The 18188-nt window shown below is 66.6% G+C and carries 22 protein-coding genes and 1 tRNA gene; 13 read left to right on the forward strand and 10 right to left on the reverse strand.

What is annotated here, in order from left to right; genetic code table 11:
• Positions 1 to 7: 7 nt before the first annotated feature.
• Together ABD999_RS23820 and ABD999_RS23825 are read right to left on the reverse strand one after the other, a co-directional pair.
• The gene (locus ABD999_RS23820) at positions 8 to 763 is read right to left on the reverse strand and encodes an ABC transporter permease (RefSeq protein WP_271276276.1); all 756 of its coding nucleotides are present in this window, start codon (positions 761 to 763) and stop codon (positions 8 to 10) included.
• Positions 763 to 1653, reverse strand: coding sequence for an ATP-binding cassette domain-containing protein (locus ABD999_RS23825; RefSeq protein ID WP_271276277.1), 891 nt, complete (start codon positions 1651 to 1653; stop codon positions 763 to 765). The genes ABD999_RS23820 and ABD999_RS23825 overlap by 1 nt, the downstream gene beginning before the upstream one ends.
• A 60-nt stretch (positions 1654 to 1713) precedes the next feature.
• Between ABD999_RS23825 and ABD999_RS23830 the strand changes: the two genes are divergently transcribed.
• On the forward strand, positions 1714 to 2439 hold the full coding sequence (locus ABD999_RS23830; protein WP_271276278.1) for a TetR/AcrR family transcriptional regulator: 726 nt from the start codon (positions 1714 to 1716) through the stop codon (positions 2437 to 2439).
• Between the two features lie 2 nt (positions 2440 to 2441).
• Here the strand turns inward: ABD999_RS23830 and ABD999_RS23835 are convergent, their stop codons facing one another.
• A complete protein-coding gene (locus tag ABD999_RS23835; RefSeq protein WP_148036091.1) occupies positions 2442 to 3080 on the reverse strand; it encodes a hypothetical protein in 639 nt (212 codons plus the stop codon).
• Positions 3081 to 3464: 384 nt separating this feature from the next.
• Here ABD999_RS23835 and ABD999_RS23840 point away from each other — a divergent pair, with 384 nt between their 5' ends.
• From ABD999_RS23840 to ABD999_RS23855, 4 genes are all read left to right on the forward strand, one after another.
• Entirely contained in the window at positions 3465 to 3896 is a 432-nt protein-coding gene (locus ABD999_RS23840) for a hypothetical protein (RefSeq protein WP_148036092.1), read from the forward strand.
• A gap of 250 nt (positions 3897 to 4146) precedes the next feature.
• Positions 4147 to 4389, forward strand: a complete 243-nt coding sequence (locus tag ABD999_RS23845; protein ID WP_148036093.1) for a hypothetical protein — start codon at positions 4147 to 4149, stop codon at positions 4387 to 4389.
• A 175-nt stretch (positions 4390 to 4564) separates the two neighbouring features.
• Positions 4565 to 5143: a DUF6879 family protein gene (locus tag ABD999_RS23850; RefSeq protein WP_148036094.1), complete on the forward strand. Its 579-nt coding sequence runs from the start codon at positions 4565 to 4567 to the stop codon at positions 5141 to 5143.
• Positions 5144 to 5212: 69 nt separating this feature from the next.
• Positions 5213 to 7444, forward strand: a complete 2232-nt coding sequence (locus tag ABD999_RS23855; RefSeq protein ID WP_187281567.1) for a tetratricopeptide repeat protein — start codon at positions 5213 to 5215, stop codon at positions 7442 to 7444.
• 139 nt (positions 7445 to 7583) lie between these two features.
• Here ABD999_RS23855 and ABD999_RS23860 read toward each other — a convergent pair whose 3' ends face one another.
• Positions 7584 to 8360, reverse strand: coding sequence for a hypothetical protein (locus ABD999_RS23860; RefSeq protein ID WP_148036096.1), 777 nt, complete (start codon positions 8358 to 8360; stop codon positions 7584 to 7586).
• A 183-nt stretch (positions 8361 to 8543) separates the two neighbouring features.
• Between ABD999_RS23860 and ABD999_RS23865 the strand changes: the two genes are divergently transcribed.
• Together ABD999_RS23865 and ABD999_RS23870 are read left to right on the forward strand one after the other, a co-directional pair.
• Positions 8544 to 8954, forward strand: a complete 411-nt coding sequence (locus tag ABD999_RS23865; protein ID WP_148036097.1) for a hypothetical protein — start codon at positions 8544 to 8546, stop codon at positions 8952 to 8954.
• 131 nt (positions 8955 to 9085) lie between these two features.
• Entirely contained in the window at positions 9086 to 9646 is a 561-nt protein-coding gene (locus ABD999_RS23870) for a dihydrofolate reductase family protein (protein ID WP_148036098.1), read from the forward strand.
• 179 nt (positions 9647 to 9825) lie between these two features.
• Here ABD999_RS23870 and ABD999_RS23875 read toward each other — a convergent pair whose 3' ends face one another.
• Positions 9826 to 10356, reverse strand: coding sequence for a hypothetical protein (locus tag ABD999_RS23875; RefSeq protein WP_148036099.1), 531 nt, complete (start codon positions 10354 to 10356; stop codon positions 9826 to 9828).
• Between the two features lie 60 nt (positions 10357 to 10416).
• Between ABD999_RS23875 and ABD999_RS23880 the strand changes: the two genes are divergently transcribed.
• From ABD999_RS23880 to ABD999_RS23890, 3 genes are all read left to right on the forward strand, one after another.
• Entirely contained in the window at positions 10417 to 10857 is a 441-nt protein-coding gene (locus ABD999_RS23880) for a MarR family winged helix-turn-helix transcriptional regulator (protein ID WP_148036100.1), read from the forward strand.
• Between the two features lie 166 nt (positions 10858 to 11023).
• Positions 11024 to 11347 carry a hypothetical protein gene (locus ABD999_RS23885; RefSeq protein ID WP_148036101.1) on the forward strand — a complete coding sequence of 108 codons (324 nt, stop codon included), beginning with the start codon at positions 11024 to 11026 and terminating at the stop codon, positions 11345 to 11347.
• A gap of 97 nt (positions 11348 to 11444) precedes the next feature.
• The gene (locus ABD999_RS23890; protein ID WP_148036102.1) at positions 11445 to 11831 is read left to right on the forward strand and encodes a hypothetical protein; all 387 of its coding nucleotides are present in this window, start codon (positions 11445 to 11447) and stop codon (positions 11829 to 11831) included.
• A 302-nt stretch (positions 11832 to 12133) separates the two neighbouring features.
• Here ABD999_RS23890 and ABD999_RS23895 read toward each other — a convergent pair whose 3' ends face one another.
• The 3 genes from ABD999_RS23895 to ABD999_RS23905 form a co-directional block, all read right to left on the reverse strand.
• Positions 12134 to 12667 carry a flavoprotein gene (locus ABD999_RS23895; protein ID WP_148036103.1) on the reverse strand — a complete coding sequence of 178 codons (534 nt, stop codon included), beginning with the start codon at positions 12665 to 12667 and terminating at the stop codon, positions 12134 to 12136.
• A 415-nt stretch (positions 12668 to 13082) separates the two neighbouring features.
• Positions 13083 to 13172: transfer RNA gene (locus ABD999_RS23900), tRNA-Ser, on the reverse strand.
• A 167-nt stretch (positions 13173 to 13339) separates the two neighbouring features.
• Positions 13340 to 13903 (reverse strand): YceI family protein, encoded by a 564-nt coding sequence (locus ABD999_RS23905; RefSeq protein ID WP_271276279.1) that lies wholly within the window; start codon positions 13901 to 13903, stop codon positions 13340 to 13342.
• A gap of 100 nt (positions 13904 to 14003) precedes the next feature.
• Here ABD999_RS23905 and ABD999_RS23910 point away from each other — a divergent pair, with 100 nt between their 5' ends.
• Positions 14004 to 14492: a MarR family winged helix-turn-helix transcriptional regulator gene (locus ABD999_RS23910; protein ID WP_148036105.1), complete on the forward strand. Its 489-nt coding sequence runs from the start codon at positions 14004 to 14006 to the stop codon at positions 14490 to 14492.
• On the opposite strand, the gene ABD999_RS23915 is transcribed toward ABD999_RS23910, so the two are convergent.
• Positions 14455 to 14958: a SigE family RNA polymerase sigma factor gene (locus ABD999_RS23915; RefSeq protein WP_148036106.1), complete on the reverse strand. Its 504-nt coding sequence runs from the start codon at positions 14956 to 14958 to the stop codon at positions 14455 to 14457. The two genes, ABD999_RS23910 and ABD999_RS23915, sit on opposite strands and share 38 nt — an antisense overlap.
• A gap of 200 nt (positions 14959 to 15158) precedes the next feature.
• Between ABD999_RS23915 and ABD999_RS23920 the strand changes: the two genes are divergently transcribed.
• Positions 15159 to 16100 (forward strand): hypothetical protein, encoded by a 942-nt coding sequence (locus ABD999_RS23920; protein WP_148036107.1) that lies wholly within the window; start codon positions 15159 to 15161, stop codon positions 16098 to 16100.
• A gap of 5 nt (positions 16101 to 16105) precedes the next feature.
• A complete protein-coding gene (locus ABD999_RS23925; protein WP_271276280.1) occupies positions 16106 to 16897 on the forward strand; it encodes a MauE/DoxX family redox-associated membrane protein in 792 nt (263 codons plus the stop codon).
• 103 nt (positions 16898 to 17000) lie between these two features.
• Here the strand turns inward: ABD999_RS23925 and ABD999_RS23930 are convergent, their stop codons facing one another.
• Positions 17001 to 18173, reverse strand: a complete 1173-nt coding sequence (locus ABD999_RS23930) for an AAA family ATPase (RefSeq protein WP_425571063.1) — start codon at positions 18171 to 18173, stop codon at positions 17001 to 17003.
• Between the last annotated feature and the right edge of the window lie 15 nt (positions 18174 to 18188).

Here is an 18188-nt window from a genome sequence, read left to right on the forward strand (position 1 = left end):
GCCCGGCTCACCTGCGCGCCGCGCGCCGGAACAGCGCCGCGGCGAGGAACGCCGCGCCGCCGCCCAGGGCGGCGAGCCAGAGACCCGACCACAGCAGCGTTTCCGCCACGGGAGCACCGGTGGCCAGCCCGCGCAGGGACTCGGTGACGAGGGTGACCGGCTGGTGGGCCGCGAACCCCTGGAGGAAGCCCGGGAGGCTCCCGGCCGGGATGAACGCGGTCGAGAGGTACGGCAGGAAGAGCGCGACGAAGCTGAACATGCCGGCCGAGTCGACGGACCTGGCCGCCAGCCCCCACGCCGCCGCGATGAGCGTGAAGACCAGGATGTAGGCGGCGAGCAGGGCCGCGATGCCGAGCCACCCGACCGGCGAGGCCGTGGGGCGGAACCCGAGCGCCACCGCGACCAGCATGACGATGGCGGTGGACACGAGGTTGCGCAGGACACTGGCGAGGACATGCCCGAAGATCACCCCGGACGCCCGGATGGGCATGGTGCGCAGCCGTTCGACGAACCCCTTGGAGACGTCGGTGTGGACGGAGGTCGCGGTGAGCGCGGCGCCGAACCCCGCGCACAGCAGCATGACGCCCGGCGTCACGTAGTCGGCGTACGCACCGCCGACGGCGCCGCCGAGCGCGGTGCCGAAGACCGTGACGAACAGCAGCATGATGGCGACAGGCGCGACGATCGCGGTGACGAGGCTGTCGAGGTTCCGCAGCGAGTGGATGACGCTGCGCTTGGTGAAGACCAGTTCCGCGGTGCTCATCAGGAGACTTTCCGATCGGTGGTGGTGTGTCCGGTCAGGGCCAGGAACGCGTCGTCCAGGGTGGGAGCCTGGACGGAGAACGTCCGGACGACCCGGCCCCGGTGGTGGAGGCGGTTGAGCACTTCCCTGACGCGTTCGGGGTCGCCGTCGGTGACCTCGCGGACGGTCGTCCCGTCGTCCAGGACCAGCTCGATCGATTCGCTGCCCACCTGGCGCTTGAGGTCGGCGGCGGTGCCCGAGGCGACGATGGCGCCGGCGTCGAGCACGGCGACGCGGTCGGCCAGGACGTCGGCCTCCTCCAGATACTGGGTGGTGAGGAAGACGGTCTTGCCCTGCCCGGCGAGTCGGGTGACGACGTCCCAGAGCGCGCCCCGGCTGCGGGTGTCCATGCCGGTGGTCGGCTCGTCCAGGAAGATCACCGGCGGCGAGTCGATGAGACCGGCGGCCAGGTCCAGCCGCCTCCGCATGCCGCCCGAGTAGTGGCCGACCCGACGTGACGCGGCGTCGGTCAGCCCGAACTCCGCGAGCAGCTCCCCGGCGCGCTCGCTCGCCGCGCTCTTGGTGCGGCCGAGCAACCGGCCGATCATGACCAGGTTCTCCATACCGGTCAGCTCCTCGTCGACGGACGCGTACTGACCCGTCACGCTGATGAGCTCGCGTACCCGGGGCGCCTCGCGGGCGAGGTCATGCCCGAGGACGTGTGCCGTGCCGGAGTCGGCGCGGATCAGGGTCGTGAGGATGCGGATGAGCGTGGTCTTCCCCGCCCCGTTGGGCCCGAGCAGGGCGAACACCTGACCCCGGGGGACGTCGAAGCTGACGCCGCGGAGCACGTCGCGATCCCCGTAGCGCTTGTGGATGTCGTGGACCGATATCGCATGCGGTGCTGTCATGCGTACAGCGTAATGCTTACGCAGTATAGCTGCGCAAGGGTTACGCAGTAATATGGCCGCATGGGAAGCGCGCACGACGACGTGCCGGAACTCCGCGGGGTCCCGAAGGCGGTCCTGCTGGCCTGGAACCTCGCGCCGGCCACGACCAAGGGCCCGAAACCCCGATGGACGCTCGCGCAACTGCTCGACGCCGCTGTCAGCCTCGGCGACCGCGGCGGGATCGACGCGATCTCCATGAGCGGCCTCGCGAAAGAGCTCGGCAGCGGCACGATGTCGCTGTACCGCTACGTCGAGTCGAGAGAGGACCTCGTCGTCCTCGCCGCCGACCACGCGCTCGGCACCCCACCCCGGCCGGACGGCGCCACCTGGCGCGAGCGGCTCCGCGCCTGGGTGCTCGACCTGCGCCGGGTCTACCAAGACCACCCCTGGCTGACGGCGGTGCCGGTCGCCACCGAACCGCTGCTCCCCTCGTACGTACGCAGACTCGAAACGGGGCTGGAGTGCCTCGGCGACCTGCACCTGTCAGGCCCGCGCGCGATCACCGTGCTCACCCTGCTCTGGACCTACACGCGCGGCGACGTGGAGCAGAGCGCGCACTTCGCGGCGGCCGCGGACGGTCACAGCACGCAGTTCCTCGCCGCCCGGCTCCGGGTGTTCGGCGGGGACTCCGCGTTCACCCGCGTGCTGGCCGTCCTGGAGGCCGACCAGCCGACGGGGGAGGACGAGTTCCTCGACGCCGTCGAGATCATCCTCAACGGCATCGAGTCCACCGATGCCCACGGGTAGTTCTACTCGGCTTCTGCCACCTGGTTCTCGGGCGGGATCTGAATGCGGACGGGCGCTCTCCAGCCCTTGTAAAGGACGTTCATCCGTACGGCGTCCGCTTTCTCCTCAGGGCCGTAGGGTTCGGTGATGATCTCGGCCTGGAAACGCCTGGGCAGGTCGTCCGGGCCCAGCCAGAGCTTCCACCTGATGCGGCCTCCTGTCCATGCTCCCGTCCCGTAGAGGTGGCCGGCCCAGTAAGAGCTGAGGTGGTCGACCTGCACCGAGCCGTCATAGCGGGTCGTGCGTACGCCGTCGTAACGGTCCCGGGTGGATATTCTCTTGGCGCCCGGGGAGATCAATCGCAGGAACTCCGGGTTCAGGGGCTCGATCAGGTGCCGAGTCCAGCGGAGGGCATCAGTGTCCTCCCTGTGAACCCACTTCTTGCCTTGAGGGACGTCGGTCCAGTCGCCTTGGGAGTAGATGTCACGGCCGACCTGGACCGTTCGCGAGCGGATCGGGTCGCCGCCTCGGGCGAAGGTGGAGCACGTCGAGACATCGACGGCGTACATGCCTGTCTTGGGAACGAAGCGGCGTTTGCCGTGCGCCACTGTCAGGACGGCGCCCTCGCCAGAACCTCGGCGGATTCTCTGCGAGAAGACCACGCCGCTCCTGCGGGCGAACTCGCCCTGCAACGCGGATATCGCCGCAGCCGGAGATCCACGAGTCTGTGCGTGAGCGGCGGTTGCCGGCGGTGACGTGAGCAACAGGGACACGACGCCCAGCAGCGCGCATGAGCTCCTCATGCGACCATCATCCGCGACTGTTGATCTCGGCCTGGTCACCGTGAGGTTGCGGGCGCGGGCCAAGCGCTTGCCGCTGGTCTGCACCGGCTCGGTTCGGCGTGATCGACATGAGACGTATTCGCCGAATCCTGGACCAGAAATCCGTAGGAAGCCTTCCGGCTGACGGTGACTGATAGCAAAAGGCCGGTTACATTGATGCTGACCCGAGTCGCGTCATCCGACCTGTCGAGCCGCGGGAGAGACATGGCCGAGGACATAACGCAGCTGGTCGGCGACATCTCACCCTACGTCACAGCGGCCGTGGCGGCGTATGGCGCGGCGGTGCTGGATAAGGCCAAAGACGAAAGCGCCGAGGCCGGCGTCGCATGGGGACGCAAGATGCTTCAGCGGATTTTTGGAACGCGGGACGAGCATGACGCCCCCGCACCCGTGCGCGATCTGGCTGACCGGCCTGACGATGCTGATCTCCAGATGACTTTGCATGTGCTGATCCGCGAGGTGATGCGGCAGGACGCCGCATTGATTCAGGATATTCGGGGTTTCCTGGCAGTCGCAAGAGACTCCGCAGCACCTGTCGCAACGCTCACGATCATCGCCTCGGCCGTTGATAACGCGCAGCAGGCGGTCCAGGGGCATGGGTACCAAAGCAACACCTTCCACAAGTCGAGCGAGTAGGCAGCCGATGCCACCGGCCACTCGTGCAGCACCTAGATAGTCATGAACCCCGCCGCGCTCTCCTCCTGGCGTGGTCGAAATAGTGCCCCCGGTACATGTGGCCTCTGTCGGTATATAGGCTTCGAGGCCTTACTTAATGGTGCTGGCAGCTCAGCCTAAAGCGCGTAAGCCATCTGTGGCTTTCGTGGACAATGGATTGATGTTAATATGAAAAAGACTCGCATTCACGTGACCGCAGTCTGGAGGATCCATGTTCAAAAGACGTATCGGCCCGCCTCCACATGAAGGTGGCGGTAATGGAAGCGCCGCGGCCAACAGTTGTCCCGACATCTGGGAGCTCGAATCGGGTGACTTCGCGGTCATCGGGATGGAGCGGACCGCGCAGTTACGTCCGCACCTGCCATCCGACGCGTTTCTCGACCCCGGCGAAGGAATCGTAGTGCTGCCCCGGCATGTCCTGATAAAAGCACGCGAGAACATTCCGCAGGAATAAGCGCTGCTTTTGCGTCTCAAGTGCGCGATGCCAGCGCACCCGCATCGATACAGTGAAGTGCGCTGGCGGCGTATCAGCCAGCGCGTCCGCGTATGGCTTGCGATCGGGAGGGGCAGCATATATGGCGCTATATCCGCCCACTAAATATCGCCGATTGGCTACCACAGCCGGCGGCGTGGATGATTTCATGGCCTTCTTTCGGGATCTGCGAAGAAGCTGGGTAAAGGTCGAATGTCTGCAGGAATACGACGAGTCGGGCTTTTCCGCGTACGATGCCTTCAGGAATGGTGACTACGATGAGGCGGCGAGGCGTGTGCGTGAGATGGTCTTGGGTCAGCGAGAGCTCTATGGTCACGCCGTCGAACATGGCATCGCCATGACTCGCATACGTGTGTGCGAGCTACCTCTGAGCCCTTATCTTGAACATTACGAGTTCGCGGCCTATCTCGCGGACATCGAGTGTGGTGAGGAAATCCGCCTGGTAGAGGCTGTCGACGTGCGTCCGCTCTTGGATGAGACGGGCATTTCTGATTTCGTGCTGTTCGACCGCGAACGCGTGATTGCGTTGATTTATGATAAGCGTTCTGCGTCCTTGCGTGAGGCGCGCCTTGTGGAAGACGCTGAACTGGTTCATGCGTACGCGGCGGTGACCGACGAGCTCATGGAAAAATCGGTGCCCATGATGCAAAGCTCAATATACTTGAATTCTATCAGCCGAATATCAGAAAAGACCAACAACTCCCACAGGCAGTGAATTCAGAAGATGCGGGCCGACGGTGATCGCGGCGGAAGTCCACAGAGTGGACCGGCGTCGCCGCATGTCGTGCAGTCCTCACACGCGCTGAATCAGGCCCAGCAGGCCGCGCAGCAATCGGGTATCCAGTACAACATCTTCATCGGCGCGGATCAGGCCCGCTCTGTCGCCGCCACGGCACCACCGATCGTGGTTCCACAATTGAAGATCGCCTCGCAGGCTCTGCGCGGCCGCGCCGAACTCCTGGAACACGCGGGTGACTTCATCGGCATGCCGCGCCCCGGAGTCGCCTCCGAGCCGCGGGTCATGGTTCTCTACGGTCTTGGTGGCGTCGGCAAGACCACTCTGGCGCTGGAACTCGCTCACCGCGCGATCCGGGCCAACCACCAGGTCTGGTGGGTTCCCGCGGACGACGTGGAAAGCATGCGGTCCGCGCTCTATGCGCTCGCGTTCTCCCTCGGCGCGCGAGACGAGGATTTCGATCACGCGCACCCCTCTGACGTCCTGTGGCGATACCTCAACTCCCTGGATCACGCCTGGCTGCTCGTCATAGACAACGCCGACGATCCGGCCGCTCTCGGAAGCTCCAGCGGCGGTGTCCAAGAAGGAACCCAGTGGTTGCGACCGCCCGCTTCGCACAGGAACGGCGTGATCATTTCCAGTCGTAACGGCAGGCCGGAACGCTGGGCCTCATGGATTCGCATGTGCCACGTCCCTCCCCTTACCTCGGAGGCCGGGGCCCGGGTCCTTGCCGATCTCGCTCCCCGCGCAGGTGACGAACAGGAAGCGGTGGCTCTGTCCGGCGCCTTGGGAGGAGTGCCTCTGGCCCTGGAACTCGCAGGCCGCTACCTGGCGGCAGCGGCGACGGATCCCTTCCCCGGTGAAGACACCCACACATCGTTCAACGCCTACCGGATCAACTTCGACACACGACTGGGACATGTGGACATGCCAGCAGGAAGCTCGGGGGAGTCGGCCAGACGCGCATTGACGACGACATGGGAGATCTCGCTTGACCTGCTCGAGCGTCAAGGTCATGACCTCGCCCGGCCGCTGCTCCGGCTGCTTTCGTGCTGTGGTGTGTCACCTGTTCCCTACCGAGCCGTCATCAGGCCGGAAGTGCTGGCGGACACCACCTTGTTCCCCCGGCCGACGGCACACAGGATAGGGAGCGCCTTGCGAGCGCTCGACGGCCTGGGATTGATCTCGCTGGATCTCGCACCGCGAACGCAAGTCCACAGAGAGAATGCGGATCCCTGGGAATCACGGTTGACCATGCATCCGCTCGTACGCACTGTCACGCGACAGAACTTGCAGCGTCAGGGCGTGCTGGTGGACTACCTGGCGGTTCTCGCCGTGGCGCTGGACAAGGTGACGGCCACGATCGTCCCGGACAACGCCCACCATTGGCCCAGGTGGTCTCTCCTGGCAAGCCACTGCACCGCCCCCCTCGAACTGATGGCGCAACTGGAGATTCGCGATGCCGGCCTCGTCAGCACCTTCCTGCCGGCGGCGGAGAGGGCGGCTTGGTACAGATACATGGCCGGTCACTACCTGCAGGCATCCATCGACTACGCACTACTCCTTGATGTCGCCGAGAAGGCCATCGGCCCAGCCAGCGCCGAAGCTCTGTCGATCGGCAACAACCGCGCGCGGGCCATACGAGACGGCGGCGACAACGCACGAGCGAGAGCCATGCTCCGCGAGCTTCTGGCCGCCGCCTTGGGCGCGCTAGGCAGTGACCACCCGACGGTCCTCGGCATCCGGCTGAACCTTGGCCGCACGCTTCGGGAAAGCGGCGACGTGGCCGGTGCGGAGGCGGAACTGCGAGCCCTGCTGGACGACAGCCGTCGGGTGCTCGGCGAACAGCATTCCGACACGATAGCCACGGCACTCAATCTGGGGGTCTGCCTCCGGTTGCAGGACCGCTTCGCGGAGGCCGAAGCCGTCTACCGCCAGGTCCTGTCTGACTGGCGGCAAGCCCACGCCGCAGACGACCTCACCACGCTGGACATCCGATTCGAACTCGCGGAAACCATGCGTCACCAAGGAGACTTCGCTCAAGCCGAGGCGGAACTGCGTGACCTGGTCACCATGGCGACCAGAGTCTATGGCGAAGACCATCCGAACACGCTGATCATTCGGCGCAGTCTGGCGGCTGTGTTGAGGTCGTCAGGCAGCCTTGAGGCCGCCGATGTCGAGTTCCGCGAGGTGCTGCGTCTACAACGGGGCAAGCTCGGAGCGGAGCATCCGCTGACCAGAGCCACAGAAGCCGCTCTGGAAGCCGGGGACGCATCATGATCCGGAGCGGTGTACATGTACGCCATGGGCTCCTGCATGAGCTGGCAAGGGACCATCGGCTCGACGACCGTGAAGAAGACGCGCACCAACTGCGACTGATAAGGCCCTCTCCCCGCGACGGGGGGTGAGGGCCTGTGCATCAGTCCTCGAGCTTGCTGGTGACCTGACTCTTGGGCGGCTGCTTGATCGAGACCTTGGCGCCCCAGCCGGTGTAGCGGGTCTCGGTCACGACCGTCTTCTCCTCCCATGAGGGGATGGCGGCGAGGTCGGTGGCCACCCAGGAGGTCTTCAGCTTGCTCGGCAGGCCCCTGCGGTCCACGGTGAGGGTGTAGGCGACGGTGGCCTCGGTCGACCGCGTCAGCCCAATCGTCTCCCTGAACCAGGGGGAGATGTTGGAGAGCCGTTCGAAGGTGATCGTCCCTGTGTAGGAGGAGCCGCTGCGCTTGCCGCGCTTCACCAGCTCCGCCAGCGTGGCGGGTTCGAGCGGGCTCACCACCTGGCCGAACAGGCTGCTGACGGTCCCCATGTTGAACAGGCTGAAGGTCTTGTACCAGGTCTTGCCCTTCGGGAGGCGTTCGGCCAGGCTCCCGCCCGACCGCCAGGCGTCCTTGCCTATGATGATCGTCCGCTCGGGCTTGGTGGTGTGCCCCTCGAACAACGGCGAGGCGAACGTGCCCCGCACGTCGGAGGCGACGATGCCCTTCTTGCCGAACTGGACGACACCCTTACGGCGTACCAGCGGGTCCTTGTTGATGCTGCCGACGAACGCGCTCGCGTCGGTGAACCGGACGCCCTTCCCGGCCTTGAGCTGTGCCTTGAGCGCGGACACGGGATTCTTGGCGGCGGACTCGGCCTGTGCGGGTAACGGCGCGAGGAACAGGGCCGCGCCGGCCACGAAAGTGATCACAAGTTTCATGAGTGGCCATCCTGCCCGGCGATGATCACAGCCGCATGTCATTAAGCTGGCCAGTGCTTCTCTCCGAGATCTGGGCCTTCCACTCCGGTCAGTGTCATCCGGCGAAACGACGCCAAGCGCGGGACGGTCAAGGGGACACGGAGCACGGAACCACCGAAACACTCTCTGAAAGAGGACCCCAGCATGCCCCTGTCTGTAAAAGTCGCGCGGAACCTGATCTGGTTCCAGGCGACAATCACCCTGCTCGGCATTGTCCTGCTCATTATGGGCCTGGTCTTAGAACCCGGTGAATCCGTGGAAGGACTGTCCTATGCCCCCTTCTACCTTCCACCACTCGCCGCCGCTTGGTTGGCGAACCAGTGGCACACCCGTCGCCCGTGGGTCCGTCACGCCACCATCGCAGTTCAGCTCACCATCCCCTTGCTCGACTTCATCGACTTCCTGATTTCAGACACCCTCGGGTGGGTCCTCACCGCACCCTGGTCCGCGCTCATCGTGACTCTCCTCCTGCTTCCTCCGGCGAAAACGTGGTTCGCCCCGGCACAGCAAAGCCCACGCACCCCGTCGCAGCCGGCACCGCCCGCCGCCACCTGACATTCCGTGGCACCGATGAATTCCGGGCGGCGGCGTCGTCTACAGCATCAGCGACAGGCCACGGACGCCGCGCCCCCGCGAGAGTTGCGGCCCGTGGGTCTTAGACGACCCGAGACCACGGAGTTCTGATCATGCGGAAGCTGATAGCGACAGTGTTCAACTACTCCCTCGACGGCTTCCTCGCCGACGAGGGCACCGAGTTTTTCGAGTTCTGCTTCGGCCTGCCCGAGAACCGCGAGCCCGACGACCCGGCGCATCTCGACTTTCTCCAGAGCGCCCACGCGCACCTCATGGGCCGCACCGCGTACGAAGGCATGGCCCGGGCCATGACGACCACCGACCACCCGTTCGCGGACATTCTGAACGCCGGGCGCAAGGTCGTCTTCTCCCGGACCATGAAGACGGCCGACTGGGCCAACACCACCGTCGCCGCCGGTGACACGGCAGAAGAGATCGACAAGCTCAGGCTGGGCGGCGACGGCCACATCGTGGTCTGGGGCGGCGTCAGCCTCTGGCAGTCGCTCATGCGGCTCGACCTGATCGACGAGTTCCAGGTGAGCATGTTCCCCTACGTCGCGGGTGAGGGCACCCGGCTGTTCGACGGCGTCCCCAAGTCTTACCAGCTCGACCTGGTCTCCAGCACCGCCTCCAGCAACGGGATCGTCTATCTGCAGTACGGGCGACACCGCTGATTCAGCGACCGGACATGAATTGGGGCGTTCGGTTGGTACGGCGGGGCCGGCGCCAGGCACACTGTGGCACCCCTTCAGACGAAGGACGCCGGTGAACGCCCGGGCGCCGCGCTCTGCAACAGATGGTGTGTCGGCGCACGAGCTGCCGCAGCTCTGCGATGTGCACCCGGACGGACATGTCAGGCCGGCGCTGGGATGGCCGGTGCCGGCGGGTGGCCCGGATCGTCGCGGTGGAAGATCGCCAGGAGGGCGAACCAGACCAGGATCATGATTCCGGCCGGGCGCAGGTACTCCTCAGCGAGCAGGGTGCCGACGAAGGAGTAACCGGCGAGCCAGACGCCAGTGACGACGCCGACCACGCGGATCGGCCAGGAGTGGCTGACCAGGGAACTCGCCACAATCCAGACGCCGGCGAGGACGTGGCCGCCGAGCCGGACCGCCCAGGCCGTGTCGTATTCGACCGCGTTGATCATGAGGATGCCGGCGAGCACATCGAGAACCACCCAGCCGTAGCCCGCGGCTTTGGCCCAGGGCGCCGCCTCCAGGCGGGACACCAGAAAGAGGATCGAGAGGTGGAAGAAGACGCCCAGGTATTCTCCCCACGCCACGTCCGGGTCCGTGAAGAAGGCGATCACGGCAGGCAGGAACAGAACGAGCGGTAACAGCGCCAGCAGGCGGAGGCTGGCGTAGTGCCGTCGAGCATCGAGCATCGGAGAAGTCCTTCGCATGAGCCGTATGGTCAGGTCGAACACTAGAAAGGCGGTGTTGACATGTCAACAGCTAGCCAAGGTGAGGCGACTGAGCTGTGGCTGCGATGGAAACGCGCTCATGAGCTGGTCCGTGCCGCCGTCATCGCCGAAACCACAGCGGCGTCCGGCCTCTCCGAGGCGGAACTGAGCGTCTTGGTCTGCCTGCACGAGTCCGGCGGGAGCCTGCGGCAGAACGCCCTCGCCGCCGCACTCGGCTGGGACCGGACGCGGCTGTCGCACCTGCTGACCCGGATGGCCGACCGCGACTACGTGGCCCGCGACAAGGTTCCGAACGGGGTGGAGGTCACGCTACGCCCGGAAGGCATAAACACGATCAAGGCGACATTGCCGACACTGGAGATGGCCACTCGCCGCCACCTGCTGGACCGGCTCGGCCCGGACGACGCCAGAACGCTCAGGGCCATCGCCGATCGCCTCCTGTCCGGCGACGGGGACAACTGAGCCGGAGCGCCTCCCTAGGGTTCTGCTGCTCATGGCGACATGGCGGATGTGTGTCGCCGGGCGTATTGGAAAATTCGCCTCGGCTGCTGACCACTAAACGGTGTCTTCGTGATCATCCCGAAGATGAGTCCCCGCTGAGGGCTGTCGTTTGGGGTGCTGCTCAACAATGGCCATCGCGACGGCGGCAATCATGAATCCCACTCCGGCAATGGCGAAGATCTGCATTACCTCACGGATCGGCTGTGCTGGGGACCCGCCCTCCATTGCGCCGCATGATCCGAAAACCGCCAGCAGGAGGAAAGAGGTTCCTAACACCAAGAAAGTCCGACGGCCGGTCATCATGAAAGCTGATGGTACTGCAAAAGAGCGGGCCGACCTGGGCCTCTTGGTGGGTGGAGCCCAAGAGAGATTCGAACTCCTGGCTTCCTGCTTGGAAATCGGCCCGACCTTGCGCCGTATGGCCGCGAACTGGGAAAACGCGTGTCTGTGAGTGACCGTGACTGACCGCTCGTCACCTGTGTCCAATTACACGACGATCATGCGCCGATCACTTGCTATGCGGGTCCGGCCGTGCTGGGCTCACTGCCGTGAGCAAAGTTTGGTACCCCGGCGAGCTCGCGCTTCCTCTTGCCTTCCCGAACCGCCGCTTCCGCCTCTGGAGCTACGTGCCCACACACAGCGGCCTCGTCGTGCGGACGGAGTTCGAGCCTGACACGCCCCATGTCGAACTGCTCTTCCAGTCCGTCCACCTGATCAACCTCCCGACCAGGATGAACGGGCTCATGGTCGCTGTCGACGAGGGTAGGGGAGCCTCGGGCGTGACATTCACCGTGAGCGGCGATGATTTCTCGGGGCGCGTCATCGCGAACCGCCTATGTCTTGGCGTAGAGGAACGATCAAAATACAGTCCAGTCTCGATCTTCCACGGCTTGCTGAGCAGTGAATTCCCGCCCGAGCCACGCGCTCCCGCCTGATCATCCCGGAGCCGGAGCGCCCCACCGGAGGCACTATCTGGGGCGGCGCAGCATCACCCTGGCGAGCCAGATGATGGTGGGTAAGAGGATCAACAGAACAGCGAAGCCGGCTCCGACAGCGAGCTCGGCGTCACTCCACAGCTGGATCGCATCCACCCTGCGAGGCTAGCCGTGAAGAGGATCAGTCGGAATGCTGCGCAGACGCGGCCCGAGCGCGGGCGCACGCGAGAACGGCCCTCAGGCCGCACGCGCAGCATGGGGCCGCTTGGCGGCGCTGCGCGCTGCCCTTGATCCATAACAGATTAATTCGGCAAGTTCTCCAAGGTCAGCGACCACGGATAGTCCTCGATACGTTCTGCTCCGGAGCTTGGCGGGTGCGGCTCGAACTGGCCGGGGCCGAGCAGTACACGTATGCCTTCGGCACGGAGCTGCTCGACGCTGCGCTGGAAGGGGACGCGTGCGGCCAGGGCGGTGTTGACGAAGGGCAGGATGACGACGGGGATGCCAAGCCCTGGGGCTTCGGACAGGACACCGAGTGCGTAGGTGTCGGCGATGCCCTGGGCGAACTTGTTGATCGTGTTGTAGGTGGCCGGGGCGACGATGATGGCGTCGGCGCGCGGTGACTTGGGCTCGTGCGGCTTGCGGTACTGGCTCCGGACGGGGCGGCCGGTCTGCTTCTCCAGTTCGGCAACGTCGATGAAGTCGAGTGCCGACGGGGTGGCGATGATCTGGACGGTCCAGCCGGCGGCTTGGGCGAGGGTGACGAGGCGCCCGACGTCTGGGGCTGGTCCTGCGGCGCAGACGATGGTGTACAGGACTTGGCCGGGTCGGGTCACGCGATGACTCCCAGGGTTGCCGCGTAGTCGCGGGCTTTGCGGCGGACGCTGATCGGGGCTGTTGCCAGGATGTCACGTACCAGCCGGAGGGCAGCGGGGCGGCGGACGATTTCCTGTGGGGTGCGGCGCGCAGGATGTGCAGGGCCCTGTCGTACCGGTTCCACATGAGGAAGGCGGGGGAGGTGTGGCTCCGTGGAGCAGCAGAGATCCGTAGATCTACAGGTCATCGGGGGTGGGCTCGGCGAGGTGTTCGGCTGCGCTGCGGGCCGCGCCGGTGGCTGCGTGCTGGTGGCCGCCGTCCATCAGGGCGTGGGTATGACCGATTGCCGGGAATCGAGGCTGGCTAGCTTTCGATGTCCGCAACAGAGATCGAAAAGGCCCTCTCCCCGTCCAGGGGAAGAGGGCCTTCGAAGAGCGGAGGATCGGGGATTTGAACCCCGGATGGGCGGTAAACCCAAACCGCATTAGCAGTGCGGCGCCATAGACCTGACTAGGCGAATCCTCCTCGGGAGCCGTGTGGCCAGAGTTAGAGTACCGGCCTTCGGCCCAGGCAGCAAAGCGGTAACCCGTCCACCGTGGGGGCGAGTCATCCACAGCCTGTGGGTAACGGGCTGTGGAAAAGAGCCCGCCCCTGGTCGAGGGCGGGCTCAAGCCTGTGGATAACCGCAGGACTCAGGCGGCCGGGTTGGCCTCGCCCTCGATCTCGATCTTGACCTTCTTGCCGACCAGGACGCCGCCGGTCTCCAGGGCCTGGTTCCAGGTCAGGCCGAACTCCTCGCGGTCCACCTCGGTGCTGATCGAGAAGCCCCATACCGGCTGGCCCCACGGGTTGGTGCCGACGCCGCCGTACTCGACGTCGAGCTCGACTTCCTTGGTGACGTCGCGGATTGTGAGGTCGCCGACGACCTTGAACTCGTCGCCGCCGTCGGCGACGACGCGCTTGCTCCGGAAGGTGATCTCGGGGAACTTCTCGACGGAGAGGAAGTCGTCGCTGCGCAGGTGGCCGTCGCGGTCGCCGACGCCCGTGCTGATGCTCTCGGTCTTGATCGTGAGCTCGGCGGTCGACTGCAGGAGGTCCTCGGCGATCGTGATGCTGCCGGAGAACTCGGAGAAGTTGCCGCGGACCTTGCTGACCATCATGTGCTTGACGACGAAGCCGATGCTGGTGTGGGCGACGTCGAGAGCGTACGTGCCCGCGACGGGGATGGTCAGGCCGTTCCAGGTGCGAGTGGTCATGAGAAGAAGTCCTTCAGGAGTGTGCTTGTTGTGCGGACAGTTGCGACAACAAACATCTACACGAGGAATATTCCCTCCGTCAACTAACGTCGTCTACAGTATGGATGTGACCAACATGAACGACCCTCGGCTGACAGCCATCGGGCTGCTGACGGAGGTTTACGCAGGGCTGACGGCCAGATTGCAGCCGGTGTTCAACGCCGCGGGCCTGTCGGAGATCGACTTCGAGACGCTGATCAGGCTCGGCCGCTCGCCCCGGCAGGCGCTGCGCATGACCGACCTGGCGGCGCAGACCGGCCTGTCCACGAGCGGGGTGACCCGCGTGGTCGATCGTTTGGAACGTGACGGCCTGGTCATCCGCGAGGCGTGCGCCACCGACCGCCGGGCCTCGTACGCCACGCTCACCCCGGCCGGCCGGGAGAAGCTGGAGGAGGTGCTGCCCCAGCACCTGGCCGACGTCGACGAGCTCCTCACGGGCCTGCTCAGCGGGGAGGAGCTGGACGGGTTCCTGGCCGCGCTCCGCAAGATCCGGAGCGTCGTGCGGCCCTGCGCTACGGCGGGGGCTGTAGAGGTGACAGCTCAGTCCTGAGCTTGGCCATCGCCCGCGACACGGTGCTCTTCACCGTGCCCACGCTGATGCCGAGTCTCCTGGCGATCTCCGGTTCGGTCATGTCCTCGTAGTACCGCAGCACGACCGCCGCCCGCATGCGCGCGGGCAGCCCCTGCAACGCCTGCTCCAGCCGCTCGTGCACCTCGCCGCCGGCACTGTCCGTGACGATGACCGTCTCGGGCAGCTCGTCCGACGGGTACTCCTCCAGCTTCCGGCGCCGCCACTGCGAGATGTTGATGTTGACCATGGCCCGCCGCACGTACCCGTCGAGCGCGGCCCTGTCCTGGATGCGGTCCCAGGCCAGATAGGTCTTGGTGAGCGCGTTCTGCAGCAGATCCTCGGCGTCCAGCGGGTGCCCGGTGAGCTGGTTCGCGGCACGCAGCAGCGCCGGACCGCGCGCTCGTACGTACTCGCGGAACTCTTCTTCCACCCTGGCCGTCTGCATCGTGGCCAGAATCGCAGCCCAGAGCCCTGATCAGGCTGACCCGCAATCCAGGATTCGGCCCGCCGACGACAAAGGTCCGTCAAGGTCGGTGGCAGATTGTTCGACGCCGGATGTCATCTCCTTCACTGGGGGATGCGTATTTTGCTCTTGTCTGCGGCGTACGGCGCGACCTCTCTTCCGGCCGTGTGACCCTAGAACGCATGGCGTATCCGAGCGTTGACCGCAGGCGGGTGCTGGCCGCCGCGGTGCTGGGCCGCGAGCCGGGAGTTCCGGGCCCGGGCCCGGAAGGGGAGCCGCTACGCGCGGTCACCGGGCAGATCCGCGACGTCAGCCCGCACCTCATCCTCGTCGAGACCCCCGAGGGCGGGAGTGAGCGGCTGGTCATCGCGCCGTGGGCCAAGGCCTGGCACGGCGCCGACGTCACGCCCGCCGACCTGCCCGTCGGGGCGAGGGTCGTCATGCGTACGCGCGAGGGCCGCGTGGTCGAGCGCATCTGGGCCGACACGATCCGCATCACCGGCACGATCATGTCCGTCGAAGGCCGCAAGGACGTCACGGTCGAGCTCGACTGCGGGCCGCACCGGGGCCGCCGGACCATTCTCATCCCGTACCGCGCGACCGGCAGGCTGCGGGTGCGCCATCCCCAGTTCGAGCCGGGCTACCTGTTCGACGCGATCGGCATCAGGAAGGACGGCACGGCGCTGGCCATGCTGCCCGCCACCTCCCAGCCCGCCTACCCGGCGCGGTCGGTGCCGGCGCCGCCGCCCGCCTACGGCGGCATGACCTCCCGCATCTCCGGCACCGTCACCTGGGCCGACGCCTTCGACGAGGACGAGCGGGGCGCGGCCTACCCCATGGTGGAGCGCTCCGACGCGGGCTGCCCGGACGCCGGGGTGTCCTGCGCCGGGCTGCCCTACCTCGCGATCGGCTCGCTGCTGCAGGTGCACAATGTGTGCGACGGCCGCTCGGTGAACGTGCCGATCGTCGCGTGCGGCTGCCTGGCCGGGCGCTTCTGCGACCGCTGCGTCGAGTGCGACACCTCGCCGCGCGGGCGGATCGCCGAGCTGTCGCCCCTCTCGTACGTCGAACTCGGTGGCGACCTGGTCAAAGGGTGTTTCAACGCGCAGATCGGCTTGGGGTGAGGTACATGCTGGCATCGCAGCTGCCGGTCCTGATCGTCCTGCTGTGCCTCGGCACGGCGGCGAAGGTGGCCGTCATACGGTCCGGCAGGGAGCCGAACGCGCTGGCCAGGCTCGGCCCCGCCGTGCTGGTGCCCGGCCGTTTCCGGGCCCCGGCGCTGCTGGCGTGCGGGGCGGCGGAGCTGGTGCTGGCCGCCGGGCTGCTGCTCACCACGCACCCGATCTTCCGTTTCGCGACGGTCGCGTTCTTCGCCATGTCCACGTACGTGCTCCTGGAGCTGCGCAGGCGCCGGCCCGACGCGGGCTGCGGGTGCTTCGGCGAGGTCAGCTCGGCTCCGGTCGGGGTACGGTCGATCGCCAGGACCATGGCGTTGACTGGCATGGCCGTGGTGACGGTGTGGGCGCCGGTGCCCGGCTGGATGGCTTTCGCCCAGCCGTCATGGGAGTTCGCGCTGGCCGGGCTGCTGGTGCTGGCGGTGCTCTCGCCCGAGATCGACGAGCTGATCGAGCGGGCCCGCCACCGGGCGCCGTGTGAGCAGCGCCGCGGGCCCGCCGAGGGGATCATGCTGGCGCGGCTGCGGTCGAGCGGCACGTGGCGGGCCCACCGCGCGGAGCTGACCACGGCCGAGCCCTACGACAGCTGGCGCGAGCTGTGCTGGCGGTTCTTCGCGTTCAAGAACCACCAGCAGGACGACGTGGTGTTCGCCGTCTTCATGGCCGGCCGCCGACCGGCCGTCAGGGTGGCGGTGGTCGAGGCGGACAGCGAGTCTCTGCCCTCGTATACGCCAGTATCGGCCTGACGCTAGAGAGGGCTAGATTTCCCTCGACGGGCATGACGATTTAACTCTATTGGGCTATCTAGCTTCCCCTCTAGACAACCCAATAGAGGTCTAGGGGTGCCGTCTAGATCGGTTGGGCACGCAGGAACCTCCCGAAATGCGGCACGGTGAACGCGATCAGCCCGCGCTCGGCACTGTAGATCAGACCCTTCTTGATCAGGCTGTCGCGGGCGGGGGACAGGCTCGACGGCTTGCGGCCCAGGGACTCCGCCACGTCGGCGGTCGCCACCGGCTCGTCGCCGATCTCGGCCATGGCTCGCATGTAGTCGCGCTCGGCCGGGGTCGCGCGTTCGTAGCGGCTGCCGAAGAAGCCCACGGCCAGCTCCTCCTCGGCCTCCGGCGCCGACACCCGGACGTCGTCGAGCGTGATCGGGCTGCGCGGCGCGAGATCCCAGGCGACCTTGCCGTAGGCCTGCACGAAGTAGGGGTAGCCGTCGGCCGCGTCGTAGAGGGCGTCGAGCGCCTCCTGGGTGAACTCGACGTCTTCCTCGCGCGCGGGCAGCATGAGCGCCAGGTCGGCGGCCTCTCGGTCGAGCTTGTCGATGCGGGCGTAGCGGAAGAGCCGCTCGGAGTAGCTCTTGCTGGCCGACAGCACGCTCGGCAGGTGCGGCAGCCCTGCCCCGACCACGATCAGCGGGCCGCCGGTTTGCGACAGCTCGTGGCAGGCGGCGCACAGGGCCGAGATGTCGGCGGACTGGACGTCCTGCATCTCGTCGATGAACAGCGCGATGCCCACGCCCAGGTCGGTCGCGACGCCCGCGGCGTCGACGAACAGCTCGGTGAGGTCGATCTCCAGGTCGCCGGAGTCGGCGCGGCCACGCGTGGCCGGCACCTCGATGCCGGGCGACCAGTGGGAGGTGCCCTTGGCGGCGGACGGGTCGCGCATCGCGAACGCCTTCAGCACGCCGAGGAACTCCTCGATGCGCTCCGGCGCGCGGTGGCGCGGCGCCAGCTCGCGGATCGCCATGTGGAGGGCGGCGGCGACGGGCCTGCGGATCGACTGGTCGGGCCTGGCCTCGATCTTGCCGGTGCCCCACAGCCGCTGGATGGCCATCGAGCGGAACGTGTTGAGCAGCACGGTCTTGCCGACGCCGCGCAGGCCGGTGATGACCATGCTGCGCTCGGGCCGCCCGCGGGCCACCCGCTCCAGCACGACCTCGAACTGCTGAAGCTCACGGTCGCGCCCGGCGAGCTCCGGCGGACGCTGCCCGGCTCCGGGGGCGTAAGGATTGCGCACGGGGTCCACGCTCTC

It is taken from the genome of Nonomuraea ferruginea, from assembly GCF_039540635.1.
GTDB classification, from domain to species: Bacteria; Actinomycetota; Actinomycetes; order Streptosporangiales; family Streptosporangiaceae; genus Nonomuraea; species Nonomuraea ferruginea.

Coding starts and splice junctions, on each gene's coding strand:
- ABD999_RS23910 (WP_148036105.1), top strand. CDS start 14,004: ATGGATGTGACCAACATGAACGACCCTCGGCTGACAGCCATCGGGCTG.
- ABD999_RS23875 (WP_148036099.1), bottom strand. CDS start 10,356: ATGCTCGATGCTCGACGGCACTACGCCAGCCTCCGCCTGCTGGCGCTG.
- ABD999_RS23885 (WP_148036101.1), top strand. CDS start 11,024: ATGGCCATCGCGACGGCGGCAATCATGAATCCCACTCCGGCAATGGCG.
- ABD999_RS23860 (WP_148036096.1), bottom strand. CDS start 8,360: ATGAAACTTGTGATCACTTTCGTGGCCGGCGCGGCCCTGTTCCTCGCG.
- ABD999_RS23920 (WP_148036107.1), top strand. CDS start 15,159: ATGGCGTATCCGAGCGTTGACCGCAGGCGGGTGCTGGCCGCCGCGGTG.
- ABD999_RS23825 (WP_271276277.1), bottom strand. CDS start 1,653: ATGACAGCACCGCATGCGATATCGGTCCACGACATCCACAAGCGCTAC.
- ABD999_RS23830 (WP_271276278.1), top strand. CDS start 1,714: ATGGGAAGCGCGCACGACGACGTGCCGGAACTCCGCGGGGTCCCGAAG.
- ABD999_RS23820 (WP_271276276.1), bottom strand. CDS start 763: ATGAGCACCGCGGAACTGGTCTTCACCAAGCGCAGCGTCATCCACTCG.
- ABD999_RS23925 (WP_271276280.1), top strand. CDS start 16,106: ATGCTGGCATCGCAGCTGCCGGTCCTGATCGTCCTGCTGTGCCTCGGC.
- ABD999_RS23915 (WP_148036106.1), bottom strand. CDS start 14,958: ATGCAGACGGCCAGGGTGGAAGAAGAGTTCCGCGAGTACGTACGAGCG.
- ABD999_RS23870 (WP_148036098.1), top strand. CDS start 9,086: ATGCGGAAGCTGATAGCGACAGTGTTCAACTACTCCCTCGACGGCTTC.
- ABD999_RS23880 (WP_148036100.1), top strand. CDS start 10,417: ATGTCAACAGCTAGCCAAGGTGAGGCGACTGAGCTGTGGCTGCGATGG.
- ABD999_RS23845 (WP_148036093.1), top strand. CDS start 4,147: ATGTTCAAAAGACGTATCGGCCCGCCTCCACATGAAGGTGGCGGTAAT.
- ABD999_RS23840 (WP_148036092.1), top strand. CDS start 3,465: ATGGCCGAGGACATAACGCAGCTGGTCGGCGACATCTCACCCTACGTC.
- ABD999_RS23905 (WP_271276279.1), bottom strand. CDS start 13,903: ATGACCACTCGCACCTGGAACGGCCTGACCATCCCCGTCGCGGGCACG.
- ABD999_RS23865 (WP_148036097.1), top strand. CDS start 8,544: ATGCCCCTGTCTGTAAAAGTCGCGCGGAACCTGATCTGGTTCCAGGCG.